Raw genomic sequence first — 22,883 nt, forward strand, 5'->3', positions numbered from 1 at the left:
AAAACGAGCGTCGGAAAGAGGAGAACAAGCCATGCGAGATGTGCAAAACCGACATCGAAATCTTCCGCAGCGTACGCCAGAGATGTTGTACAACGTGGTGCGCAAGTTTTACCGTGGAGCAGTTAGTCATTTTGACCTGATTCAGGAGAAAAAACAGGAAGCACGTGCAGCCTTGGAAGCTGGTGACCACAACAAAATCCGTGCAGCCGTGCACACGTTATTTTTGGAGTTCCATTTTTATGTGACCTGCTGGCTCCAGATTGAGCTTGCCCTGTATCGGCTGGCGCGTCAGGATGAACGTCTTGCGCAAGTGATAGAAAGATATCGATCATCGTTGGAAAAGCATGTAGCGGTACGGCAACTGCTGGAACAGACGGAGGCGTGTGTGGAGGCGCAGTTTCAACCAAACGGGGATGGATGGTCCTGCGTGCAAAAGGATGCCTACGTGTTTGGCAGCATCATTTTTACAGTGGATGAAGAGAGTCTGCAAGATTTGCATGCCGTGTATCAGGCGATTTGGGGAAAGGTAGACTGCTAAACGATCACTCATAACAAAAAGCGTGACCGTCGCGATGGATGGTCACGCTTTTCTCATTTAGAAAGTGCCAGGGAAAATGGAGCCTGTGTGAGGAGCCAGTTGGCCTGGGGTGTTCAATTGGCGAACCTCTTGTGTGTTCGTGCCTGCAAAGCCAGGAGAGTAGATCGATTGTGCTCCTACGCCAGCCTGATTGCTGTACGCTTGATTGGCATATGCCTGTGGTTGGAGCTGCTGACTTTGTTGCGCTTGCATGCCATAGCCAGTGTTATTCAACTGGCGAACTTCCTGGACATTGGTATTGGCAAAGCCAGGCGAAAAAATACTGCCTGTCATCGCTGGTGGATACGCTGCTTGGTTCGTATAGCCAGCTTGTCCTCCGTAGCCGCTATAGCCAGCTTGATTACGAGCTTGAACCTCTTGAACATTCGTGCCGGCAAAGCCTGGAGAGAAAATGGAGCCTTGTCCAACCGATTGCTGATAAGAAGGCTGAGCTTGTATGTAGCCAGCTTGCTGGCCTTGTGCATAGCCAGTGGATTGGTTTTGCATGGATTGAAGTGCTTGATTTTGAGCATAGCCGTAATGCTGCTGTTGTTGTGGATAGCCAGTGTGGTTAAGTTGTCTCACTTCTTGGACATTCGTATTTGCAAAACCTGGGGAGAAAATCGATTGTGCCCCACCGGAGGACATACCCAATGAAGGAGTTCCGATGGATTGGGCATGACCGCCGTGATTCCAATGCTGTACTTCTTGTACGTTTGTTCCGGCGAATCCTTGTTGGAACATAGCACCTGCAGGGCTCATTGCTCCAAAAAATTGCGGTTGTTGCTGGGCGTGCATCATGTTGTTAAGTATATGGGTCATGGTTAAGACCACCTCCATGGAGTATTTTTTCCAAGGTTGATCAGGTCATGCATCCGATAACGAAAAAAACATGCCGGAGTCTAAACGGCATGTTCCTTTATTTCAAAACGTGAGACTTGCCTCATTGTTCAGTGCTACCCGCGCGTACAGCCAGCATGCCGATTCACCTATTGCGGTAGCGTTTATCTACAACCAGGAAGGATTGACCCATCATGAGCCAACAGCCTTGGGGTCAATCGCGTCAGCCAGTCGTTCGTTGGGTGATGCGCCGTTCCCCTTCCTGACGGGCAAATCGCACCAAGGACGTCTGTGAATCAGCGAGTGCTGCTCGACTCCCTTATCCTGCGGCACTCCCTCGCTTGCTTTGCAAGTGAGAGACATGCTGTGCGTAGTGGATCAAATTCGCTAACGATAATCGTCGAATCGATGGTTCATCGAATTTCTCCGGCTTTGCATTCGCTTCAAAGAGCCAAAGCTTTCCTTCTTCTGTCAAGCCAAGGTCCATCGACATCTCAGCCAAATCTGTCCATTCTGCATTTAATGACCGTGCGATGGCGAGCGCCGTATCGTGAATGAGTCTTTCCATTTGCTCGTGATTATTTTGAAACAAGGCTTGCATAACGGTTGATAACGAGTGGATCGAGCCGCCGCGTGGCACATGAGTGGTGATGCTTTGCGAGCCAGACCTTCTGATGCCAACTCCGGTTACGCTCCACTCGCCCTCGCCATCTTTCTGTACGAGGACGCGCACATCAAAAGGTTTGCCGTTGTAACGGGCACGACGAATACCTTGCTGCATGATGTACTTCTGCTGTTTGACATGAAGTCTAATATGCTTCCATACGTCATTCAAATTGGAAAAGCGGCGAGTAATGGCCTTTTGCTCCTTTAACCGTTGCAGGAACCACTTATCGTTTCTGAAGTCAATGCGCATAATTCCCTGACCAGCTCTACCGCGCACGGGTTTCAAGTAGACAAAGCGATGTTCTGTGCAAAAGCTTCGAAAGCGAGCCAAGGTGTCCAATTGTTTTGTCTCCGGTAGAAAAGCTTGCACTTCCAAGTGGGACTCAAGCATCGTAAAGAGCTGTTGCTTGTCAAAAAAGCCGCGATTAAACAATGTGACATTTGGCATCTCATGTATGCGGTTCAATGCTCTGCGGACTTCAGGTCGCCGTTCTGCTTTTCTCGTCGGAATTCGGTTGTAAACCACATGGGGGAAAGGTAGAATCACCTCTTGCCACGAGTTTAGACGACTGTTGTACAAATAGCCGCGCACCTTTTTCTTCTCCCAATTGATTCCTTGTGGAGTGAACACAAATACGAGTGCACCCCATTGCTTCCCCGATTGAGTAATATCCTTGAAGTTCTCACGATTTCCTAAAAATGTTGCCCCTTCACCAACGGTCAATATGCCAAATAATGGGCCAAGCTTCAGGGAGTCGCCCGCCATTTTCCAGTTAATGCGTGTACGAATACGGCTTGCTTGCACGCGGGGTAAACCAGCGTATATCCGTTTCGTATGAGAAAAGGGACCGAGACTGGCGACCAGTGGCTTTGGCGAGCGTTTAAGGACTAGCCGAGGTAACTGTACGAACCATCTACCGCTAGGGAGGATCGTCAGCCACCCGGAGCGCTGCTGAAGCATGGTGTTCCTCCTTCCTGAAAAACGGTACAGATCGCGTGCGACTAGAAATTGGCCAAATAACAGCTATAATCGACGAGCAGCTTGCGTGATTCGTGATCAGCCTGCCTGAGACGAGCGTGCTTGAATATAGAACGGCCAGGCTTGGAATTCGCTTCGAACATCCAGACATGGCCTTGCGTATCAATTCCCATGTCCAGCCCTAATTCGCCTAAATCAATCCCTTTGGCCAGTTCAATTGCGGTAGCCAGACGGATCGACGCTTCTGAAATGCGCTGGGTCATGAGGGCTTTTTGTCTGCCAAACAGGTGCTGCAACAGGTCATCGCCGGGGATGACGGTTCCACCTGTACGTACGTGGGTAGTTACGCTGCCAGAACCGGCAACCTTGGCTGCGGTGCAGGAGACAACCCACTCGTTTTGCTGATTTTTATGCAAGTGAACACGAAAATCAAACGGACGTCCATGGAATGTCATGAGCGGAATGCCCTGTTGTGCCAGATACGCACTGACTCGCCTACTGCGGAAGACATGCTGATAAAGGCTGGACAGCTTGGAAAATTGCCTTTTTACATTGCCGCTGCTTGTATGATAGGAGGCAGTAAAGCCACCGCCTGTCTGGCGAACAACTTTGACAATACCGTACCCGAGACTTCCATTTTTGGGCTTTAAATAAACGATAGGGTATTTACGCAGCAAGTTTCGAACAGTCGTAAGGGAAGGAGAGGTGTAAGTCTCCGGGATATGCTCATTCACTTCTGGATTCGGATACAGCAGTTGATGTACGCCCCATTTGTTAAAAAAGCCCTGATTGAACATCGGTAAATTGGGGTAACTGGCGAGTCGATACTTGAATTCCTGAACGGCTTCATGTTTTTCTGCCGAACGAGAGGGGATACGATCATAGACGACATCGGGCATGGCGGTAACATGCTTTTTCCAAAAGTAGCCGCCTGACTTGTTTCTGCGCAAAAACCACGCTTTGACCGTATTGGATTCCCAGTCTACATCGGTTGGGGAAAAGATATAGTAGAAAACACCCTTCCCTTCTTGAGCCTGTAACAGATTGTAAAAAAACGAGGTGCGAGAGCCAATTGGCTGCTTGGGATCTCGTCTTATGCCAGTCGTAACGATCCCGATTGAAGGACCGATCCGGAGTGCGGAGCCCTCTAGCTTGAGTTGGATCAAGCCAGGGTGTGGAATGCCCAGCTCCGCTTGCAAGAGCGTCGTCACTTTCAGGACATTCGTATCCGGATTGCGTTTATCTTGTAAGACAGTTGCGACTACTTCCTTTTTGCCCAGTAAGACTTTAATTTTTTGGCGTTGTCGTAGCTGTAGCTGTTGGAAGAGAGTAGCTGGCAGGATAATCCCACTGATACGGGGGTTGGAAAGGAAGCGAAGCCGCATTCTGAACGTTTCCATGCTTTAACCTCCTACACGCTCTTTCATGAGATAGTGGGCGTAGCGAACAGGCTGAGTAATCGAATGCAGTTGTGCAGTCGGGTCGTCAATCATGCGAAAAACGTTTCGCCCTGGTCTGCTGTTTACCTCGATGATCCAAACATTACCTGCGGTGTCGATGCCAATATCGATTCCCAGCTCAACGAGTCTGCCGTGTGACTCTTCCAAAAAACGGGGAAGTTCTTCTGCCACTCGGTTGATTGTTTGCTCGATGCGTGCCGCTTTTGTGGATGTGAAGTGAAGGGGCAGGAAAGAGGCCAGAGGTGTTGCTTTCCCTCCTCCGTGCAAATTGGAGGTGATACTGCGTTTGTCTCCCAGGCGCACAGCTTTTCCAGTTGTCCCCCATTTCCCCAGCCCGTTTTTTTGAACCAGAACACGGACATCGAATGGGGTACCATCCGGGGTATGCAGCTCCAAATAGGGCTGTACCAGGAACTTTCGGCCGGCAGTAAAGACAGACACAAAACTTTTTAACCCGGCAGTGTCACGAATTCGCCTGGTGAAAGGCGTATTGTCTCGGTTTCGTCCGGAAGCTTCATAGCCACTGCGCATTTCTTTGATTCTCACAACGCCAATACCGTGTGTTCCCGCCATCGGCTTGATGATGGCTGCCCCGTATTTTTGCAAGGTTGCATGGAGCACAGGATATGAGAATATTTCAGTAGGCGGGAGCAGCGGGGCGAGGAGAGGGGACTTAACGAGCATCTGGTGCACCTGCCATTTTCCAGACAGACCATGCCCCAAAAACGTAATGTTGCGATCGTTTTGCAACTTTTCCACAAATGGTTTATAGTGGCGATAAGATGGGCCCACAAAGCAACGATCATAGATAAAGGCGGGAATTGGGAAGTCTTTCGCGTGCCAGGACCCATTGCGATATTCGAAGCCTTTTACCATACGGGTGGAAAAGTTAACCTGACGTGGTGAAAAAACGAAGACGCGAATGCCGTGCTTGCGTCCATAGAGCGTAAGCTTTTTGTAGTACCCTTTGTCTACAAAGTGGGAGCCTTGGCACCGGGCCATGATGCCAAGACTTCTCTTGGATGCTGTCATGTAGGTCACCTTCGCCTGTTTTTGTTGCGCTTCGGTTTTCTTTTTATCGTCTTTTGTGGTTGTATGGTCCGGGGAAAACCACTTAGAAAGGCGGAATAATCCAGCATGCGAATGACAGAAGGGCGAGCACGCCGAGGCAGCTCTTCGGCACCCTCAGGCAGCGGAACAGTTTTGGCTGACTTGGATGGCTTGCTGTTGACCTCCAATAGCCACACCCGTCCATGAACATCGACTCCCAGATCAATTCCGAATTCTGCGTACTGCCCAGGCAGGGATTCTTCTAAAAGGATCGCGAGCTTAAGTGCTACTGCGTGTAACGTTTGAGGAGATGGTCGAATCGCGCTCGCCCGTGGTCCACAAACTCGCAGCGCCTGAAGGGGAGTCATCATCTGCCCGCCTCTGGATATATTGGAAACAATGTGGTTTAATCCCAGGCGAGCTACCATGGAAGTGATGGACCATTCGCCTTTTCGGTCTTTTTGTACCAATACACGAAAATCTGTCGGTCGTCCTTGGATGCCGATTAACGCTAACCCTTGTTGCAGCAAATAGGATGTGCCTTTTATCCTTTTTTGCAAATACTGATGTAAGCCCTGAATGCTAGCAAATGATTTGCGCAATCCTCCAGGGAACGCGAGCTGGTATCCCTCGGGCGAACTGCGAATTCGAATGATCCCGCGCCCCATGCTGCCGTTAGCTGGTTTTGCATAAACGGTGCGATACGTAGATAGCATTTTCTGCAAGTCTTCCTGTTTCAAATACCGAACCATACTGGGAAGATGTTCGGAGGCTGTCGGTTGATTCTCGAGAGCGGTGTGTACATGCCACTTATTCAAAAATCGCTCGTTAAAAAAGGGAATGGAAGCGTCCTTGCAGCGTTGGACCCAGTTGGCCATTTGTTCACTTCGTTCGCGTTGGCGGGATATGAGCCGGTTGTAAATGCATTGTGGAAGCGGAAGTAAGGTTTGTCTCCAGACGCCTCCTCTTCTAACGAGGCCACGGACGATTCCCGTATCCCAGTTGACATCCTGAAGCCGAAATGTGCAAAGGATACCTCCGCGTTTACGGGTGATATCGGACATCTCCTGGAAGAAAGAGTTTAGGTGACCAAACGGTGCTTTCGGGAACGCTGCATTGTAGGTCGAAACAAGAACACCTACATACGGTCCGAAAATGATTGTTTTCTGACTCGCATCATAACGGACTAAGAGTGGAACGCCCCTGGGTAGATATAGGGATTGAGCTAAAGATGGTCGTATGAAGGTTTTACCCGAGGTTTTGCCTCCCCGTTCCGAACCGCTTACGCGTGCAGAAACGGTTTTGCTCCCAAATTGAACCGCAATGGTGGACGGTGTTGAAAGATTCCATTTGCGCAAGTGCGCCTGGGGCAGGTAAAGGTCTACTTCCGATATTATCTCGTTTTCGACAACGATTGTTGGAACGTAAGACATGAGTATCCCCTTCCCATCAGGCAAAGTTAGTCTATGGTATGAGCATCCAAAACGTTTGGTGCCATGTAGAGAAGAGAGGTTGTTAGTATTTATGAACGCTTGGATACTATTAGTGAACATTGCAGTAGGCTCTGTCATCGGTGGGGTGACGAATGAGTTAGCCATCCGAATGCTGTTTAAACCAGTAAAACCGTGGTATATAGGCAGGTGGAAAGTGCCTTTTACCCCGGGATTGATCCCGAGGAGACGGGACGATATCGCGATACAAATGGGCAGACTCGTCGAAGAACATTTGCTGACGACAGAGGGAATCAAGCGTGCGCTGAATCAGAGTGGTTTGGAGAGCACACTGACAGGATGGATGAACACCATCGCTCGCGACTGGATGACAGATGAGCGTAGTCTACGTCAAGCATTGCTCACAGTGATGCCACAGTTATTTCAGGAAGACGGAACGTGGAGTGAGGGTGTCCGCGCGCCTATCGAGGCGAAATGGGGTACTTTTGTCGAACAGGTTCTGGCACAATATGAAGAGAAAAAACTGCGAGAGTTGGTTACGGACAACGGACGCGAGCGTCTGGATGCTGCACTTGGCAGTGTGAGCGAACTGCTCTTGAAACGTTTCCGCGAATATTTACATTCTCCGGAAGGCCAGCAAACCTTGCAAAACATGGTGCGTGGCTTGCTCGGTGGAGGCGGAGGCATGTTTGGCGGCTTGGTCGGGATGTTTCTTGGGGATGACAAGATTTTGGGCAAGATTCTCCCGTATCTTGATGAGCTTTTGCAAAGCAGAGAGCTTTCGGAGCGCGTGCACTACTTTTTGCATAAGGAAGCGGACAAGCTCTTGGACAAAAATGTGGGCGAAGTGGTTGCCTGGATTGGGCGAGATCAAGTGGACGATTGGGCGCGGAAGCTTTTTGCCAAGCTGGAGGAGCAAAGCCTGCGCATCGTAGACGAGCCTCTGTCTCGTTTGACAGCGCCTATTTCCGAAGCGGTGACAACGGAACTCGTTCCTCGTTTGGCAAAGTGGATGGTGGACACGCTGCAACAAAACATAGAGAGAATATTTTCTCGTCTGGCCATCCGGGATATTGTTACCCGGCAAGTAGAGGGTTTCCCAATTGAAAGAATTGAAGAGATGGTAGTCGGGATCTCAGGGAAGGAATTCCGCATGATTACGGTGCTCGGATTCATCCTTGGCGGGATTATTGGGCTTGTCCAAGGGATATTGGCAAATTTGCTCAGTTAAACAAAACTGAAAAGAAACTGTAACTGTGTTGTAATAATCCTGTAATATTCCTTGGGTATGATAAAAGCACGATGAAAACCCCCTTAATGATATACTTTCTGGTCGGTAGCTTTCGAAAAAGCTACCCTTTTTTTTTGCCCCGCCTTCGGGTATATTGGTCGAAGGAGCGCACGTACATGGAACGGGTGGGAGAAAAGGAAGGGGGAATAGCAATATGGCAACGAAACATGAACAAATCTTGCAACATATTGATCGCCTTCCGATCGGTTCGAAGATTTCCGTGCGGCAGATCGCGAAAGACCTGGATGTGAGTGAAGGGACTGCATACCGCGCGATCAAGGAAGCGGAAACGCAAGGATACGTCAGCACGATTGAGCGTGTCGGTACGGTGAGAATCGAGAAGAAGCAAAAGGAAAATATTGAACGATTGACCTTTGCGGAGGTTGTGAACATCGTTGATGGTCATGTGCAAGCCGGACGTGAAGGCTTACACAAGACCTTGAATAAATTTGTAATAGGGGCCATGCAGCTCGAAGCCATGATGCGCTATATTGATGCCGGAAGTCTCTTGATTGTCGGTAACCGCTATCAGGCGCACAAAATCGCTTTGCAGCAAGGGGCTGCCGTATTAATTACCGGGGGATTCGATACAAGCGAGGAAATCAAGCAGTTGGCTGACCGCTTAGCGCTGCCAATCATCTCGTCTAGCTACGACTCCTTTACGGTAGCCTCGATGATTAACCGAGCCATTTACGATCGCCTGATCAAAAAAGAAATCGTAATGGTAGAGGATATTTTGAAGCCGCTTGCAGAAACGCCTGTATTATTGACATCAGATTCTGTTGCCAAGTGGCACCAGTATACGGAGCTGTATCAGGACACGAGATTCCCCGTCGTTGACGAGCAGATGCGCCTGATCGGGATTGTTACCTCCAAAGACATCATCGGTCATGAGGAAACGGCGACGATCGACAAGGTTATGACGAAGAACCCGATTACGACCTCGCCGCGAGTATCCGTAGCGTCATCTGCGCACACCATGGTGTGGGAAGGAATCGAGCTATTGCCTGTCGTAGACAACCATCGCAAGCTCGTAGGGGTCTTGAGCCGTAACGACGTGTTAAAAGCACTGCAATTTACAGCCAAGCAACCACAGATGAGTGAAACGTTCCCGAATCTGATCATGTCCCATTTCCGTGAGGAGCGACAATCAGATGAGATGGTCTATCTAGGTGATGTGAGCCCTCAGATGACGAATCATCTCGGAACGATTGCCAGCGGAATCATGACGACTGTCATGGTAGAGGCTGCCTGTAACTTGCTGCGCCACCATCGTCGAGGCGACATGGTACCAGAAAATATCACGGTCTATTTCCTAAAGCCAGTCCAGATGGAAAGTCATATCGAAGTTAAACCGCGCCTATTGGACATTAGCCGCCGCTTCGGAAAAGTCGAAGTATCCGTATTCCACGGCGAACAGCTCGTGGGGCAGGCCATGATTACTGCGCAAATTATTGAACGTTAAAGGAACAGTCTCTTGTAGACTGTTCTTTTTTATGTTGAAAAGTGGCTGTAGTGGAGAGAAGAAGCGCATTTCCAGTCTACGCTTCGGCCTGAATGGCGGGAGTCGCTTCAAAAGTAGAAGTTTCGATGAAGGATTCGCAGAGTTGAAGCTAAAACCACTCCCTCCATTCAGCCCTCCGCTTTGTCGGGCTCCAGAGGCGCTTGGACTGGAAATGCGCTTCTTCTACGCAGCTTTTGTAAAAAGCATCTTTTTAGTTCATTCATGAAGTTAAATACTTCCTTGATTCACTGACAGTATAAATTCCAACAAAGATAATAGCAGCATCAAGGAAAAAGGAGAAATAAGCGAGGCTCTTTGGGACACCAGCCGAGGCGCAGTGGAAAAAGGGAAACACGCCTTTAAGCGTCCACCTCTGAACATGCTTCCTGGGAGGACTACTTTGGACGCGGTTTCCCTTTTTCCACGGAGACGTGCAGGAATGACCCCATGCAGGGGGCCCAAGAAGCTCGAGCGTTTTCTCCTTTTTCCGCTGCCACCAACAGCAACGGCTAAGGGTATTTTCAACGCCCTAGAATTGACAGGCAAAGCAATGCAACTTATCATCTAATTAGAACATCATCTAATCGAAACGAATAAACTAGGAAAGGAGTGCCCCATTTTGCAATTAGACCAACTCGTCACCTTTTACAAAGCACTCGGAGACCCGACGCGCGTACGCATTCTCGCGATTTTGGCGAATGGTCCCCTGCACGGACAGGCGTTGGCAGGCAAGCTCGGTGTAACACCTCCCACCATCACCCACCATATGGCAAAGCTTCGAGAAGCGGGTGTCGTTTACGAACGTCGAGATAAAAACACCATTTACTTTTACCTGCACGAAGCCAATGTAAAACGCCAATCGCAAGAAATCGTGAACGTCATGGAAAAAGCAAAGGATTCCACAGCAGAAGACATTTTTGCGCAAGATAACTCACATGTTCAGAGGAGGCACCAGATGGCAGCGGAAAAAATGCAGGTCATTCGCAGCTTTATTACGCCAGATGGCAGGCTGAAACAAATCCCGTCCCAGCGTAAGAAAAAGCTGATCGTCTTTGAATACATGGTCCGTGGATTAGAAAAAGGCCGCAAATACAAGGAACCAGAGATTAACGAATACATTCGCCAATTCCATGAGGATTATGCTACGATTCGCAGAGAATTTATCATGAATCATTATATGTATCGAGAAGAGGGCATCTATGAGCTGAACCCAGAGGAAATGTGGGCAAAAGCCGAAGACCTGCAATAGCAGGAAATCGTTTCCTTCTGAATTGAACAGAAAAAAGGACAACCTTCGGCACTGCCGCTCAGGTTGTCGAAGCAATAGAATGTCACACAAACTCATTATAGCGAGAGCTCTATCAGGTTTGTATGATAAACAGTTGGGAATAGAGGAAAAGTATTTCCAGTCATCGTTTTCCTAAAAATGAAAAAGGCATGTAGAACGTAATTTGTTCTCATGCCCTTTTTTTATACCCCTTTTTTCAATTCTGCCTGCCAAGCTGTTCGATAACGGAAATAATTGCGAGTTCCCAAAAATAAATTCATAGCCCCTACAATCAGCATGATCAACGCAACGACAATGCGAATCGTATCAAGAGAATCAAAAGTAAACTGATTGATGCCGAACAAAGAAACGAGTATCCCTAATGACACATTCATTTTCCCCAGCAACATACGCGATTCAAGCGGATGGATGCCTCGTCTGCGCGCATGGATACTATAGTAGACGCTGGCTACCAGGGAAGCGAGAACACCGGTCATGTAAAAGGCAGGCCACATATATGGATTCATCCTTTCTAGCCATTCTGGTATTAATCATCCTACCAAAATCAGGGGATAACGGTCAAATACAAGCGAGAACGTTTGTTCTTAACGTCCGTATGCGCTATACTTCCGGTATAATGTAAGAGAGAAAGTTTCAATCGTGAAAAGTGAGAGGGGTAATATCATGACCTCCTTTGTCCATTTGCATGTTCATACAGAGTACAGTCTGCTGGATGGAGCAGCACGTATCGATGAGCTAGTGAAGCGAGCCAGCGAATTGGGCATGCATGCACTGGCTATGACAGACCATGCCAATCTGTACGGGGCGATCCCGTTTTATAAAGCTTGTCTGGAGGCAGGCATCCAACCGATTATCGGAATGGAAATATACGTAATAGAAGGAAATCTGCAAGATCGCGTGCGAAATGCACCGCCGCCTAGTCATCTGATCGTTCTCGCTGAAAACGAAACGGGCTACCGGAATCTCCTGAAGCTGGCGACAATCGCGAATACAGACGGCAACTACATCCTTCCGCGTCTCAACAAAGAGGTGTTGGCAAAGCATACAGATGGCCTCATTGCACTGAGCGGCTGCCAGCAAGGGGAAGTAGCCAAGCTGTTACTGGCTGGAGAAGTGGACGCTGCGAAAGAAGCCGCTCTCCAGTATCAGCGAATGTTTGGTGAACAGCATTTTTATTTGGAACTGGCTGATCATGGCCTGGAAGTGGAGCGCAGGCTGAATACTCGTCTCGTGAAACTGAGCCAGGAGACCGGGATTCCGCTAGTTGCGACGAACAATGTTCACTACATCCACAGGGAGGATCACCAGCAGCATGATATCTTGCTGGCGATCAAAGAAGGCAAGACGATTGGCGAAGAAAACCGTTTGCGCTACGAGACAGATCAATACTATCTGAAAAGTGCCGAGGAAATGGCGGCGCTCTTTGCCTTTGCTCCCCAGGCGTTAGCGAATACGGTCGCCATTGCAGATAGATGCAAGCTGGATCTTACCTTTGGCGAACATATTTTACCGGAATTTCCTTTGGCAGAGGGACAAGCTTCAACAAAGTATTTGCGTGAACTGTGTGAAAAGGGCTGCCTGGAGCGATACGGTGAGATTACACCAGAAGTGCAAGCGCGTCTGGATCACGAGCTGGCGATTATTACAGGGACGGGTTTCACCGATTACTTCCTGATTGTATGGGATTTCATGCGGTACGCTCACGAAAACGGGATACCAACAGGACCTGGACGTGGGTCAGCGGCGGGTAGTCTGGTTGCGTACGTTTTGAAAATCACGAATGTCGATCCACTTCGCTTTCAGTTGCTCTTTGAACGCTTTCTCAACCCGGAGCGGGTGACGATGCCCGATATTGATATCGATTTTTCCGTAGAGCGCCGTGACGAAGTCATTCACTATGTAGCGAGCAAGTACGGTCATGATCGTGTTGCCCAAATCATTACCTTTGGAACGATGGCGGCTCGTGCAGCAGTGCGTGACGTTGGACGGGCGTTAGGCTTGTCTTTGGGAATCGTGGATCGCGTGGCGAAAATGATCCCGCAATCGCCAGGAATGACGATTGAACGAGCGATGCAGATCAACCCGGATATCGGCAAGCTGTGCGCGGAAAACAAACAAGCAGCGCAACTGATCGAAACGGCAAGGGGTGTAGAAGGCTTGCCGCGCCACGCCTCCACACATGCGGCGGGTGTCGTCATTTCGCGGGAACCTCTGACGAATTACGTTCCATTACAGACGGGCAATGAAGGCTTGGCGCTCACGCAGTATCCGATGGAAATTCTCGAAGAAGTCGGTCTGTTGAAGATGGACTTCCTCGGCTTGCGCAATTTGACAATCATTCAGGAGACGTTGCGTCATTTGCAGGAGCAGGGAATATCGCTTGATCTGGATAAGCTGCCGACAGACGACGAGAAAACGTTTCGTATACTCTCGCGTGGGGAGACGACCGGCATTTTTCAACTGGAATCTTCCGGGATGCGCAATGTGCTGCGAGATTTGAAGCCAAGTAACCTCGATGACATCATTGCGGTACTGGCATTGTATCGCCCGGGGCCGATGGAGATCATCCCGCAGTACATTGCCGCCAAACACGGGCAGAGCAAAGTACAGTACGCCCATCCTGTTCTCGAGCCGATTTTGCGGGAGACACATGGTTTTATGATTTATCAGGAGCAAATCATGCAGATTTCCTCGACACTCGCAGGCTTCAGTCTTGGTGAGGCAGATATTTTGCGTCGAGCAGTCGGGAAAAAGAAACGGGAGCTTTTGGCGGAGCAGCGGGAGAAGTTCGTGGCTGGTTGTGTCCGGCAAGGGTACGGAGAAACGCTGGGCAATCAAGTCTACGATTTGATCGTGCGCTTTGCCGATTACGGCTTCAACAAAGCCCACTCGGTTGCTTATGCGATCATTGCCTACCAGATGGCTTATTTGAAAGCAACGTATCCGCTTGCTTTTATGGCAGCGCTACTCTCGTTGTCCATTGGCAGTCAAACGAGAATTGCCGAGTACACGGAAGAAGCGCGGCGATTGCAGCTTACCGTGCTTGGGCCTGATGTGAATCAGAGTCTGGCCTACTTTACAGTGGAGCAGGATGCAATTCGCTTCGGTCTGGCCGCAGTGAAAAATGTCGGCTACGGTGCCATTGAATCAATCGTGAAAGAGCGAAAAGGCAGACCGTATCGCGATGTCTTTGATTTTTGTGCGCGCGTGGATGCGCGGTTAGTCAATCGCAGAGTAGTAGAGTCGCTCACTTTATGCGGCGCACTGGACTCGTTGCCAGGACATCGCAGTCAGCTTTTGCTATTGCTGGATGAAGCGGTAGGGAAGGCAAACAGCAAGAGAATCGAGCGAGATGCCAACCAGCTCAATCTTTTTGCGGGAGAAGAAGATGCGGCACCTTTGCGAGAGCCGGCAGAATATCCCGAGGTACCGCCGCTCTCACATACGCAGCAATTAAAAGAGGAGCGGGACTTGATCGGGGTATACATCTCGGGTCATCCACTGGATCAGTTTGCTCATGTCGCCAGTCGCCCGGAAATAGCGGTTATCTCCTCATTGGGGGATTTGCCGCGCGACAAGACGGTGAAAGTATTCGGAATGATAACGGAAGCAAGACGCATCCAAACGAAAAAAGGGGACCCGATGGCGTTTATTACGCTAGAGGACAAAACGGCACCCGTAGAGCTGGTCGTTTTCCCACAGGTGTATGCGAAGTATGCTTCACTGCTCGAGCGCGAACAAATCGTCGTGGCAGAAGCCCGCGTCGACCACCAAGACGACATGGTCAAGCTCATGGCTTCCCGTTTCTGGGATGCACAAACGCTGGCGCAGCCGAAGTCCGAGACCGTATTATTTGTCAAAATATCAGCAGAGCAAGAGCATGATTCGACGCTGCAAAGACTTTCACGCTTATTTGTCGAAAAAAAAGGAACGATTCCCGTTATCCTCTTCTACGAAGGAAAAAGACAGACAATTCGCCTGCCAGAAGCAAATTGGGTAGACGTAGATGAGTCATTTTTGGAGCAAGCGCGAGAAATTGTGGGGCCTGACAGCGTAATTCGGAAAGAAATGCCTATAAATTGGGGAGGATGAGGAATGTCCTCCCTTTTTCGCCGTTTTCGGCAGGTTTACAGGAGAACAGTTTTTTATTATATTGAGATCATAACTCAATAAGTGGTCAGACCACTTGGAATAACCCAGGCATTTTTTACTGCCTACAAGCCATCATAGAAACTATTATCGTGAAATGGAGTGGGATCTCATGTCCAACCTGAGAGAAGAAGCACTGGAGCTTCACAAAAAACATCAAGGAAAATTGGAGGCAGTGACCAAGGTACCCGTTCGCAATGCTTACGATCTGAGTCTTGCCTATTCTCCTGGGGTTGCTGAACCTTGCAAAGATATTTTTGATGACAAGTCCAAAGTGTACGATTACACGATGAAAGGCAATCTGGTTGCAGTAGTCAGCGACGGTACGGCTGTACTGGGTCTCGGAAACATCGGACCAGAAGCAGCAATGCCGGTTATGGAAGGGAAAGCAGTTTTGTTCAAATCCTTCGCAGGCGTAGATGCATTCCCGATCTGCTTGAATACAACAGATGTAGATAAAATCGTAGAGACAGTTAAATTGCTCGAGCCTACTTTTGGCGGCGTGAACTTGGAAGATATCGCAGCTCCTGCATGCTTCGAAATCGAAGAGCGTCTGAAGCGCGAAACAAATATCCCGATTTTCCACGATGACCAACACGGTACAGCAATCGTTACAGCAGCAGGACTGATCAATGCTCTGCGTGTGGTTGACAAAAAGCTGGAAGATATCCGCGTAGTAGCGAACGGTGCAGGTGCCGCTGGTATCGCGATCATGAAGCTTTTGATTTCCATGGGCGTGAAAGAAGTAATCATGGTTGATACAAAAGGAATCGTGTACGAAGGCCGTCCATTCGGTATGAACCCAGTGAAGGAACAAATGGCGAAAATCACGAACCGCAGCATGCTGCAAGGTGACCTGGCTGACGCAATGAAGGGCGCTGACGTATTCATCGGTGTATCCGTAGCGGGCGCTGTTACACAAGACATGGTTCGTTCGATGAACCGCGATCCGATCATTTTCGCTATGGCAAACCCAGTACCAGAAATCATGCCACAAGAAGCAAAAGAAGCAGGTGCGGCAGTAATCGGGACAGGCCGCTCCGACTTCCCGAACCAAGTAAACAACGTACTGGCATTCCCAGGAATCTTCCGTGGCGCTTTGGATGTACGTGCAACAGAGATCAACGAAGAAATGAAGCTGGCTGCTGTATATGCAATCGCAGACCTGATCACGCCAGAAGAGCTTACTGCGGATAAAGTGATCCCTTCCGCATTCGATCCACGTGTAGCGCCAAACGTAGCTGCGGCAGTAGCAAAAGCAGCGATGGAAACGGGTGTTGCTCGCATCACAGTTGATCCGGAAGAAGTAAAACAAAAAACGACGAAATTGACAGCTATCTCTTACCAAGAAGCGTAAAATACTCTTTATCGAGGCACCGACGACACCCTCCGCGCAAAAACGTAGACTTTTTACAAAACGTGGAGGGTGCTCCTCGTTGAAGGTACGAGTAAGGAGGATAATCGTGCTCGACTCTTCTCAAGATCGAAAGGTTTACGAAGGAATTCTCCTGCAACTTCATGAAATCATTCAGGAGCAAAACTTGCGGCCCGGGGACAAGCTGCCGTCTGAGCGAGAGCTGTCCGAGCAACTGGGAGCAGGTCGTTCCTCTGTACGCGAGGCTCTTCGGGCTCTGGAGCTGCTCGGACTCATTGAGACGCGTCGCGGGGAAGGCACCTTCCTCAAGCATTACCGACACAATCGGCTGATCGATATTCTTGGCTTTTTTATCCTACGGGATACCAAAACCAAGAAGGACTTGATCGAAATGCGCCGAATGCTAGAGCTGGATGCTGTCCGCTTAGCCTGTAGACGGGCGACTGACAAGCATTTTGATGAAATGGAACGCATCCTGGCCATTGCAGAGGAAAGAGTAGCAAGAGGCGAGGTACCTGCGGAGGAAGACTATCAGTTTCATCGCGTCATATGTCGCTCCAGCCGCAATTCGATTCTGCATCGCATCTGGACGCCTTTGGTTGAGTACAGCAACAGTATCCGTATTGAATCACTGTCGCGTGAAGGCAGAGCGAGTGCAGCACTCGTAGAGCATCGACAGATTATGGAAGCCATTCGCGAAGGCGATGTGAACGTCGCACTAGAGAGAATGAAGAAGCATTTGGAAAACAGCAAGCTATAGTTTTCGCCCAATTTGCGAGGGGCGCTGGCGCTGTGATATGATGATGCAGATCTGTATTGGACGATTGAGGAGGAAGCCAGCATGTGGACGGTCATCTACATCGCTCCTAGCGCTAGAATTGCAGAACGGATACAGCAACGTTTGACAGATGAAGGGTTTTTGGTAAAGGTTCGCGAAGGTAAGGTCTCGAAACAATACGAGATTCTTGTGCCGGAGAGCGAACTAAACGAAGTCCGGGATGTACTCGGCACGATCCTTCACTGAAGAGAAAGGTGGGTTTACCTGTGCTTAAAGATCTTTTTGGGAAAAAGCGCAAATTCGCTACAGTTCCTTCAGAGACACTAGCACGTGTCCCTGCTTCCACCGACACTAGCAAGGAAGCGGGTACGAAAGAAAAGGAAGTCCCTGAGGGATTGATGAATAAATGCCCACATTGTGGGACGATTCACTACTCAAAGGATTTGGAGAAGAACTTGCGTGTCTGCAAAGGCTGCCAGTTCCACTACTCCATGTCCGCTCCGGAGCGTCTGCAAGCGCTTCTGGATGATGGGGTTCTGACAGAAGAATTTGATGCCAATTTGATTACAGCCAATCCACTCGGTTTTCCTGGCTATTTGGAAAAACTGGAGCAAGATATGGCCAAAACCAATTTGAACGAGGCGATCATTACAGGTGAAGGTGTTCTGGGTGGAAATCGCATCGTGATTGGGGTCATGGATTCTCGTTTCCGTATGGCGAGTATGGGCTCGGTCGTCGGGGAAAAAATCACGCGTGCAATTGAGCAAGCGATCGAACGGCGTTTGCCTTTCATTCTGTTCAGTGCATCTGGTGGAGCACGCATGCAAGAAGGTGTATTGAGCCTGATGCAAATGGCGAAGACCAGCGCAGCGTTGTCTCGCTTGGATCGCGAACGCTTACTCTTTGTCTCGGTCATGACGAATCCTACATATGGTGGGGTATCAGCCAGCTTTTCTTCGTTGGGAGATTACAATATCGCAGAACCAGGAGCTATGATCGGTTTTGCTGGGCGTCGAGTCATTGAGCAAACGATCCGTCAGGAGTTGCCAAAAGACTTCCAAACAGCGGAATTCTTGTTAAAAAATGGGCAACTCGACATGGTGGTACACCGTAAGGACATGCGAAATACACTGTCCAAACTGGTAGAGATGCACACGTCTCGGGAAGGAGTAGAAACATGGCAGGCGAGCTCTCCTTTGAAAAGCCATTAGTAGAATTACAAGATAAGATTAAGGAATTGCGCCGTTTTACTGAGGAAAAGGGAATTGATTTCTCTGACGAAGTACAGCGTCTCGAACAAAAATCAAAAGAGCTTGCTGAGCAAATTTACGGCAATTTGACTCCGTGGCAACGTGTACAGCTGGCTCGTCATCCGGAACGGCCAACGACTTTGGACTATATACAACTTCTTTTTACTGATTTTATCGAGGTTCATGGAGACCGTTTGTTTGGAGACGACCATTCCATCGTGGGTGGAATTGCCAAGCTGGATGGACGTCCGGTTACGATCATCGGTCACCAAAAAGGGAAAGACACAAAAGACAACATCAAGCGCAATTTTGGGATGGCGCACCCAGAAGGCTACCGGAAGGCATTGCGCATTATGCAGCAGGCGGACAAGTTCGGTCGCCCGATTATTTGCTTTATCAATACATCAGGTGCTTATCCTGGAAAAGCGGCAGAAGAGCGCGGTCAGAGCGAAGCGATTGCCCGCAATCTGCGTGAAATGGCGACATTTGGCGTGCCGATTATTTGTATCGTCATCGGGGAAGGCGGAAGCGGTGGAGCCTTGGCGATCAGCGTAGGCAACCGCATCTATATGTTGGAGAATTCCTATTACTCCGTGATTGCACCGGAGAGTGCAGCTGCGATTCTCTGGAGAGATTCCAGCTTGGGTATGCGTGCAGCGGAGACGATGAAAATCACGGCTCCTGATTTGTTGGAATTAGGAGTCATTGACGGAATTATTGATGAACCATTCGGAGGAGCCCATCGTGATTTGATTGCGCAGGCAGGGATGGTCAAGGCGGTCATCGCGGAACAACTAGAACAGTTGGGCCGTTTAACTCCAGATGAATTGATACAGGACCGTTACGAGAAGTTTAAACAGATCGGAGAATTCGCCACCCTGTAAGAAACAGGGGGCGTTTTTTTCTTTTTTCTCCGAGGGAAATCTGCTACAATCGAAGTCGAATGAAAGAGTTATCAGAGCTTTCAAAAAGTATGGCACATATCTTTCGAGTGTATAACAGATATGAGGAATTGAGTGATACAGCATGTTTCATACAAGGTATGGTACATACTGTTTCCGTTAAATGACATGCTAAAGACGATATGATTGGAGAGGTGGATTCCATGCGAAAACTTGCAGTTCTCACTAGCGGTGGAGATTCTCCTGGAATGAATGCCGCAGTCCGGGCGGCTGTACGTCGTGCTCATTTTCACGAGGTACAAATGTTTGGGGTTTACCACGGATACGAAGGGCTGATGAGGGGAGATATCAAGGAGATGTCTCTTGGCTCTGTTGGGGATATTATCCAACGGGGAGGAACCATTCTCTACTCCGCTCGCAGTGAAGCGTTCAAGACGGAAGCCGGACAGCAAAAAGCAGTGGACCAATTACATGCTCATGGAATTGAAGGTTTGATTGTGATTGGGGGGGACGGGTCGTTTCGCGGTGCACAGAAGCTGACCGAAAGAGGCTTCCCGACCATTGGCGTACCGGGTACGATTGATAATGATATTCCGTGCACCGATTTCACGATCGGGTTTGATACCGCATTGAATACCGTTGTGGAAGCGATCGATAAAATACGCGATACGGCCACCTCGCATGAACGCACGTACATTATTGAAGTGATGGGACGAGATGCTGGCGATCTGGCATTGTGGGCAGGGCTTGCAGCTGGTGCCGAGTCCATTATTATCCCGGAAGCGTCGCAGGAGATGGACGACATTATTGAGCGTTTGCATGCTGGACAACGCCGTGGCAAAAAGCATTCCATTATTATTGTGGCGGAAGGGGTAGGAAGTGCAGCTTCTTATGCCGAAGCGATCACGAAAGAAACAGGCTGGGAGACTCGGGTAACGGTACTTGGGCATATTCAGCGCGGTGGTTCCCCTACTGCGATGGATCGAATGCTGGCGAGCCGAATGGGTGCAGCAGCTGTCGATTTGTTGCTGGAGGGCAAGCAGGACCGAATGGTTGGGATTCAGAACAACCAGATCGTTGATGTTGATTTTCAAGAAGCATTGGCGAAAAAGCATCAATTGGATTTATCCATTTATCAATTGGCGCGCACGCTATCTATATAAAACTGACAGCTTTTACGAGTGTAGAGGAGGCTTACATCCTATGTTAAGGAAAGCAAAAATCGTGTGTACCATTGGACCGGCGAGTGAATCGGTTGAAACACTGAAAAAATTGATTGAATCCGGAATGAACGTAGCCCGTTTGAATTTCTCGCACGGTTCCCATGAGGAGCATGCGGCGCGAATTGTAAACATTCGTCAGGCGTCAAAAGAAACCGGGAAACCTGTTGCAATCCTGCTGGATACAAAAGGTCCTGAAATCCGCACGGGTACGCTCGCAGTAGATGCAGTCGAGCTCGTAGAAGGAAATACACTGATCCTCACCACTGAGGAAGTAGCAGGAACTGCGGAGCGCGTCTCCATTACGTATCCGGAATTGCCTCGTGATGTCAATATCGGTGATACGATCTTGATCGACGACGGTTTGATCGGGTTGACTGTACAGGAAGTGAGTGACACCGAAATCGTCTGCTTGATCAAAAACGGTGGAACACTGAAGAGCAAAAAAGGTGTCAATGTTCCAGGCGTCAAAATCAACTTGCCTGGTATCACAGAAAAAGATGCACAGGATATCGAATTCGGTATTGAACAAGGAGTCGATTTCATTGCGGCTTCCTTCGTCCGAAAAGCATCGGATATCTTGGAGATTCGCCAAATCCTGGAGCGCCATAACGTGCGTATCGATATTATCGCGAAAATCGAAAACCAGGAAGGTGTCGATAACGTAGACGAAATTCTGGTAGTAACAGATGGAATCATGGTTGCGCGTGGTGATTTGGGCGTAGAGATTCCGGCAGAAGAAGTACCACTTGTCCAGAAGAAGCTGATCAAGAAGTGTAACGAACTGGCGAAGCCTGTCATTACGGCGACACAAATGCTCGATTCTATGCAGCGCAACCCGCGCCCGACACGTGCGGAAGCGAGTGACGTTGCGAATGCCATTTTCGATGGTACAGACGCGATCATGCTCTCCGGAGAGACGGCTGCCGGTAAATACCCGGTTGAGTCTGTTGAAACCATGGTGCGCATTGCTGTACGTGCAGAGCAGGAGCTGAATTATCGCGAGATCTTGTACGCGCAAGCACAGCTCAAACAAGTGACGATTACCGATGCCATCAGCCAAGCCGTATCCAATGCAGCTCTGGATCTGGACGCAGCGGCAATCATTACGGCGACCGAAAGCGGACACACTGCTCGCATGGTATCAAAGTTCCGTCCAAAAGCACCTATCGTGGCTGTAACGCCACATGAAGCAATTATTCGCCGTCTTGCACTCGTAAATGGCGTGTATCCGGTGAAGGGCGAAATGGCGAATACAACTGATGAAATGCTGGAGATGTCTGTTCAGGAGGCGCTCGATGCAGGCTTCGTTCGTCATGGCGATCTCGTTGTGATCACAGCAGGCGTGCCTGTGCGTGAAGTTGGGACAACGAACCTGATGAAAATTCACGTCATTGGCGATGTGGTAGCAAAAGGACAAGGAATCGGCCGTAAAGTTGTCACAAACAAGGTAGTGATTGCCAGATCCGCTGAAGAGGCGCTGGCAAAGGTAGAAGAAGGGGCGATCCTGGTAACCATCGGTACCGACTCCGATATGATTGAAGCGTTTGGCAAGGCTGGAGCGGTGATTTGCGAAGAGGGCGGGCTTACCTCTCATGCAGCCATCGTAGGCCTGAATCTCGGCGTTCCAGTCATCGTAGGGGTGCAATTTGCTACGGATGTATTGAAGGACGGGCAAATCGTAACAGTGGATTCTGAACGTGGGCATATTTACTCAGGACACGCCCGGATTCTGTAGGTAATAATACTCATATTTAATGAAGAATGCCTCTGAAGGGTGACCAAGCGTCACCCTTTTTTGGCTTGGTATAAAAAGGATTAGCCGACGAACTGCCTGATAAGTTTTACCAGATAACGGTGATTATTAGGTGGTGCAAAGCAAGTGGGAATCTGTTAAAATCGGTCGGTGGCTTTGTGTCAGGACGGATGAAATCCATACGTTCGGAGTTTCCAAATCATGACAGAATGGATGTTATAGCGCTCGTTGCCAGGAAAAGGCTGAACATAGAACTGCCCTTTTGTACGTCCAATGTTCGGGATTTTGTGTCAAGTGTTTTTTTAGAGCGAACACAACATCTAGTATTGTCGAAAATTATTTCGCAC

19 protein-coding genes are annotated in these 22,883 nt (G+C 49.2%); 13 read left to right on the forward strand and 6 right to left on the reverse strand.

Annotated elements, in window-relative coordinates:
- Positions 1 to 31: 31 nt before the first annotated feature.
- Positions 32 to 538 (forward strand): hypothetical protein, encoded by a 507-nt coding sequence (locus tag ASG16_RS14665; RefSeq protein WP_056496797.1) that lies wholly within the window; start codon positions 32 to 34, stop codon positions 536 to 538.
- Positions 539 to 595: 57 nt separating this feature from the next.
- On the opposite strand, the gene ASG16_RS14670 is transcribed toward ASG16_RS14665, so the two are convergent.
- Positions 596 to 1,399, reverse strand: a complete 804-nt coding sequence (locus tag ASG16_RS14670; RefSeq protein WP_056496796.1) for a hypothetical protein — start codon at positions 1,397 to 1,399, stop codon at positions 596 to 598.
- Between the two features lie 124 nt (positions 1,400 to 1,523).
- Between ASG16_RS14670 and ASG16_RS30685 the strand changes: the two genes are divergently transcribed.
- Positions 1,524 to 1,712, forward strand: a complete 189-nt coding sequence (locus ASG16_RS30685) for a hypothetical protein (RefSeq protein ID WP_157966773.1) — start codon at positions 1,524 to 1,526, stop codon at positions 1,710 to 1,712.
- 24 nt (positions 1,713 to 1,736) lie between these two features.
- On the opposite strand, the gene ASG16_RS14680 is transcribed toward ASG16_RS30685, so the two are convergent.
- From ASG16_RS14680 to ASG16_RS14695, 4 genes are read right to left on the reverse strand one after another with little or no spacing between them, the layout of a single operon-like run.
- Positions 1,737 to 3,044, reverse strand: coding sequence for a YheC/YheD family endospore coat-associated protein (locus tag ASG16_RS14680; protein ID WP_056496793.1), 1,308 nt, complete (start codon positions 3,042 to 3,044; stop codon positions 1,737 to 1,739).
- A 41-nt stretch (positions 3,045 to 3,085) separates the two neighbouring features.
- Positions 3,086 to 4,462 carry a YheC/YheD family endospore coat-associated protein gene (locus ASG16_RS14685; protein WP_056496790.1) on the reverse strand — a complete coding sequence of 459 codons (1,377 nt, stop codon included), beginning with the start codon at positions 4,460 to 4,462 and terminating at the stop codon, positions 3,086 to 3,088.
- 3 nt (positions 4,463 to 4,465) lie between these two features.
- Positions 4,466 to 5,554, reverse strand: a complete 1,089-nt coding sequence (locus ASG16_RS14690) for a YheC/YheD family endospore coat-associated protein (RefSeq protein ID WP_056496788.1) — start codon at positions 5,552 to 5,554, stop codon at positions 4,466 to 4,468.
- Positions 5,555 to 5,559: 5 nt separating this feature from the next.
- Positions 5,560 to 7,005 carry a YheC/YheD family endospore coat-associated protein gene (locus ASG16_RS14695; RefSeq protein ID WP_056496786.1) on the reverse strand — a complete coding sequence of 482 codons (1,446 nt, stop codon included), beginning with the start codon at positions 7,003 to 7,005 and terminating at the stop codon, positions 5,560 to 5,562.
- A 91-nt stretch (positions 7,006 to 7,096) separates the two neighbouring features.
- On the opposite strand from ASG16_RS14695, the gene ASG16_RS14700 reads away from it, so the two are divergent.
- The 3 genes from ASG16_RS14700 (at position 7,097) to ASG16_RS14715 (ending at position 11,067) form a co-directional block, all read left to right on the forward strand.
- On the forward strand, positions 7,097 to 8,254 hold the full coding sequence (locus ASG16_RS14700; RefSeq protein ID WP_056496784.1) for a DUF445 domain-containing protein: 1,158 nt from the start codon (positions 7,097 to 7,099) through the stop codon (positions 8,252 to 8,254).
- A gap of 214 nt (positions 8,255 to 8,468) precedes the next feature.
- Positions 8,469 to 9,779, forward strand: a complete 1,311-nt coding sequence (locus ASG16_RS14705; protein WP_048031690.1) for a DRTGG domain-containing protein — start codon at positions 8,469 to 8,471, stop codon at positions 9,777 to 9,779.
- A 658-nt stretch (positions 9,780 to 10,437) separates the two neighbouring features.
- Positions 10,438 to 11,067, forward strand: coding sequence for a DUF2087 domain-containing protein (locus tag ASG16_RS14715; protein WP_048031692.1), 630 nt, complete (start codon positions 10,438 to 10,440; stop codon positions 11,065 to 11,067).
- Positions 11,068 to 11,288: 221 nt separating this feature from the next.
- Here the strand turns inward: ASG16_RS14715 and ASG16_RS14720 are convergent, their stop codons facing one another.
- On the reverse strand, positions 11,289 to 11,600 hold the full coding sequence (locus tag ASG16_RS14720; RefSeq protein WP_048031693.1) for a YtpI family protein: 312 nt from the start codon (positions 11,598 to 11,600) through the stop codon (positions 11,289 to 11,291).
- Positions 11,601 to 11,769: 169 nt separating this feature from the next.
- Between ASG16_RS14720 and ASG16_RS14725 the strand changes: the two genes are divergently transcribed.
- The 8 genes from ASG16_RS14725 to pyk all read left to right on the forward strand — a co-directional run bounded on the left by ASG16_RS14725 (position 11,770) and on the right by pyk (position 22,518).
- The gene (locus ASG16_RS14725; RefSeq protein WP_056496781.1) at positions 11,770 to 15,198 is read left to right on the forward strand and encodes a DNA polymerase III subunit alpha; all 3,429 of its coding nucleotides are present in this window, start codon (positions 11,770 to 11,772) and stop codon (positions 15,196 to 15,198) included.
- A 169-nt stretch (positions 15,199 to 15,367) separates the two neighbouring features.
- Complete coding sequence (gene ystJ / locus ASG16_RS14730; protein WP_048031695.1) at positions 15,368 to 16,612, forward strand: NADP-dependent malic enzyme; 1,245 nt, start codon at positions 15,368 to 15,370, stop codon at positions 16,610 to 16,612.
- 106 nt (positions 16,613 to 16,718) lie between these two features.
- Positions 16,719 to 17,390 (forward strand): FadR/GntR family transcriptional regulator, encoded by a 672-nt coding sequence (locus tag ASG16_RS14735; protein WP_012685105.1) that lies wholly within the window; start codon positions 16,719 to 16,721, stop codon positions 17,388 to 17,390.
- 81 nt (positions 17,391 to 17,471) lie between these two features.
- Positions 17,472 to 17,654 carry a hypothetical protein gene (locus ASG16_RS14740; protein WP_007725347.1) on the forward strand — a complete coding sequence of 61 codons (183 nt, stop codon included), beginning with the start codon at positions 17,472 to 17,474 and terminating at the stop codon, positions 17,652 to 17,654.
- Positions 17,655 to 17,674: 20 nt separating this feature from the next.
- Entirely contained in the window at positions 17,675 to 18,619 is a 945-nt protein-coding gene (gene accD, locus ASG16_RS14745; RefSeq protein WP_048031696.1) for an acetyl-CoA carboxylase, carboxyltransferase subunit beta, read from the forward strand.
- On the forward strand, positions 18,586 to 19,542 hold the full coding sequence (accA, locus tag ASG16_RS14750; RefSeq protein ID WP_056496778.1) for an acetyl-CoA carboxylase carboxyl transferase subunit alpha: 957 nt from the start codon (positions 18,586 to 18,588) through the stop codon (positions 19,540 to 19,542). Before accD ends, accA begins: the two co-directional genes overlap by 34 nt.
- A 221-nt stretch (positions 19,543 to 19,763) precedes the next feature.
- Positions 19,764 to 20,723, forward strand: a complete 960-nt coding sequence (gene pfkA, locus ASG16_RS14755; RefSeq protein WP_056496774.1) for a 6-phosphofructokinase — start codon at positions 19,764 to 19,766, stop codon at positions 20,721 to 20,723.
- 40 nt (positions 20,724 to 20,763) lie between these two features.
- Positions 20,764 to 22,518, forward strand: coding sequence for a pyruvate kinase (gene pyk / locus ASG16_RS14760; protein ID WP_048031699.1), 1,755 nt, complete (start codon positions 20,764 to 20,766; stop codon positions 22,516 to 22,518).
- Positions 22,519 to 22,883: the final 365 nt, after the last annotated feature.

This window comes from Brevibacillus sp. Leaf182 (assembly GCF_001423865.2).
GTDB classification, from domain to species: domain Bacteria; phylum Bacillota; class Bacilli; order Brevibacillales; family Brevibacillaceae; genus Brevibacillus; species Brevibacillus brevis_C.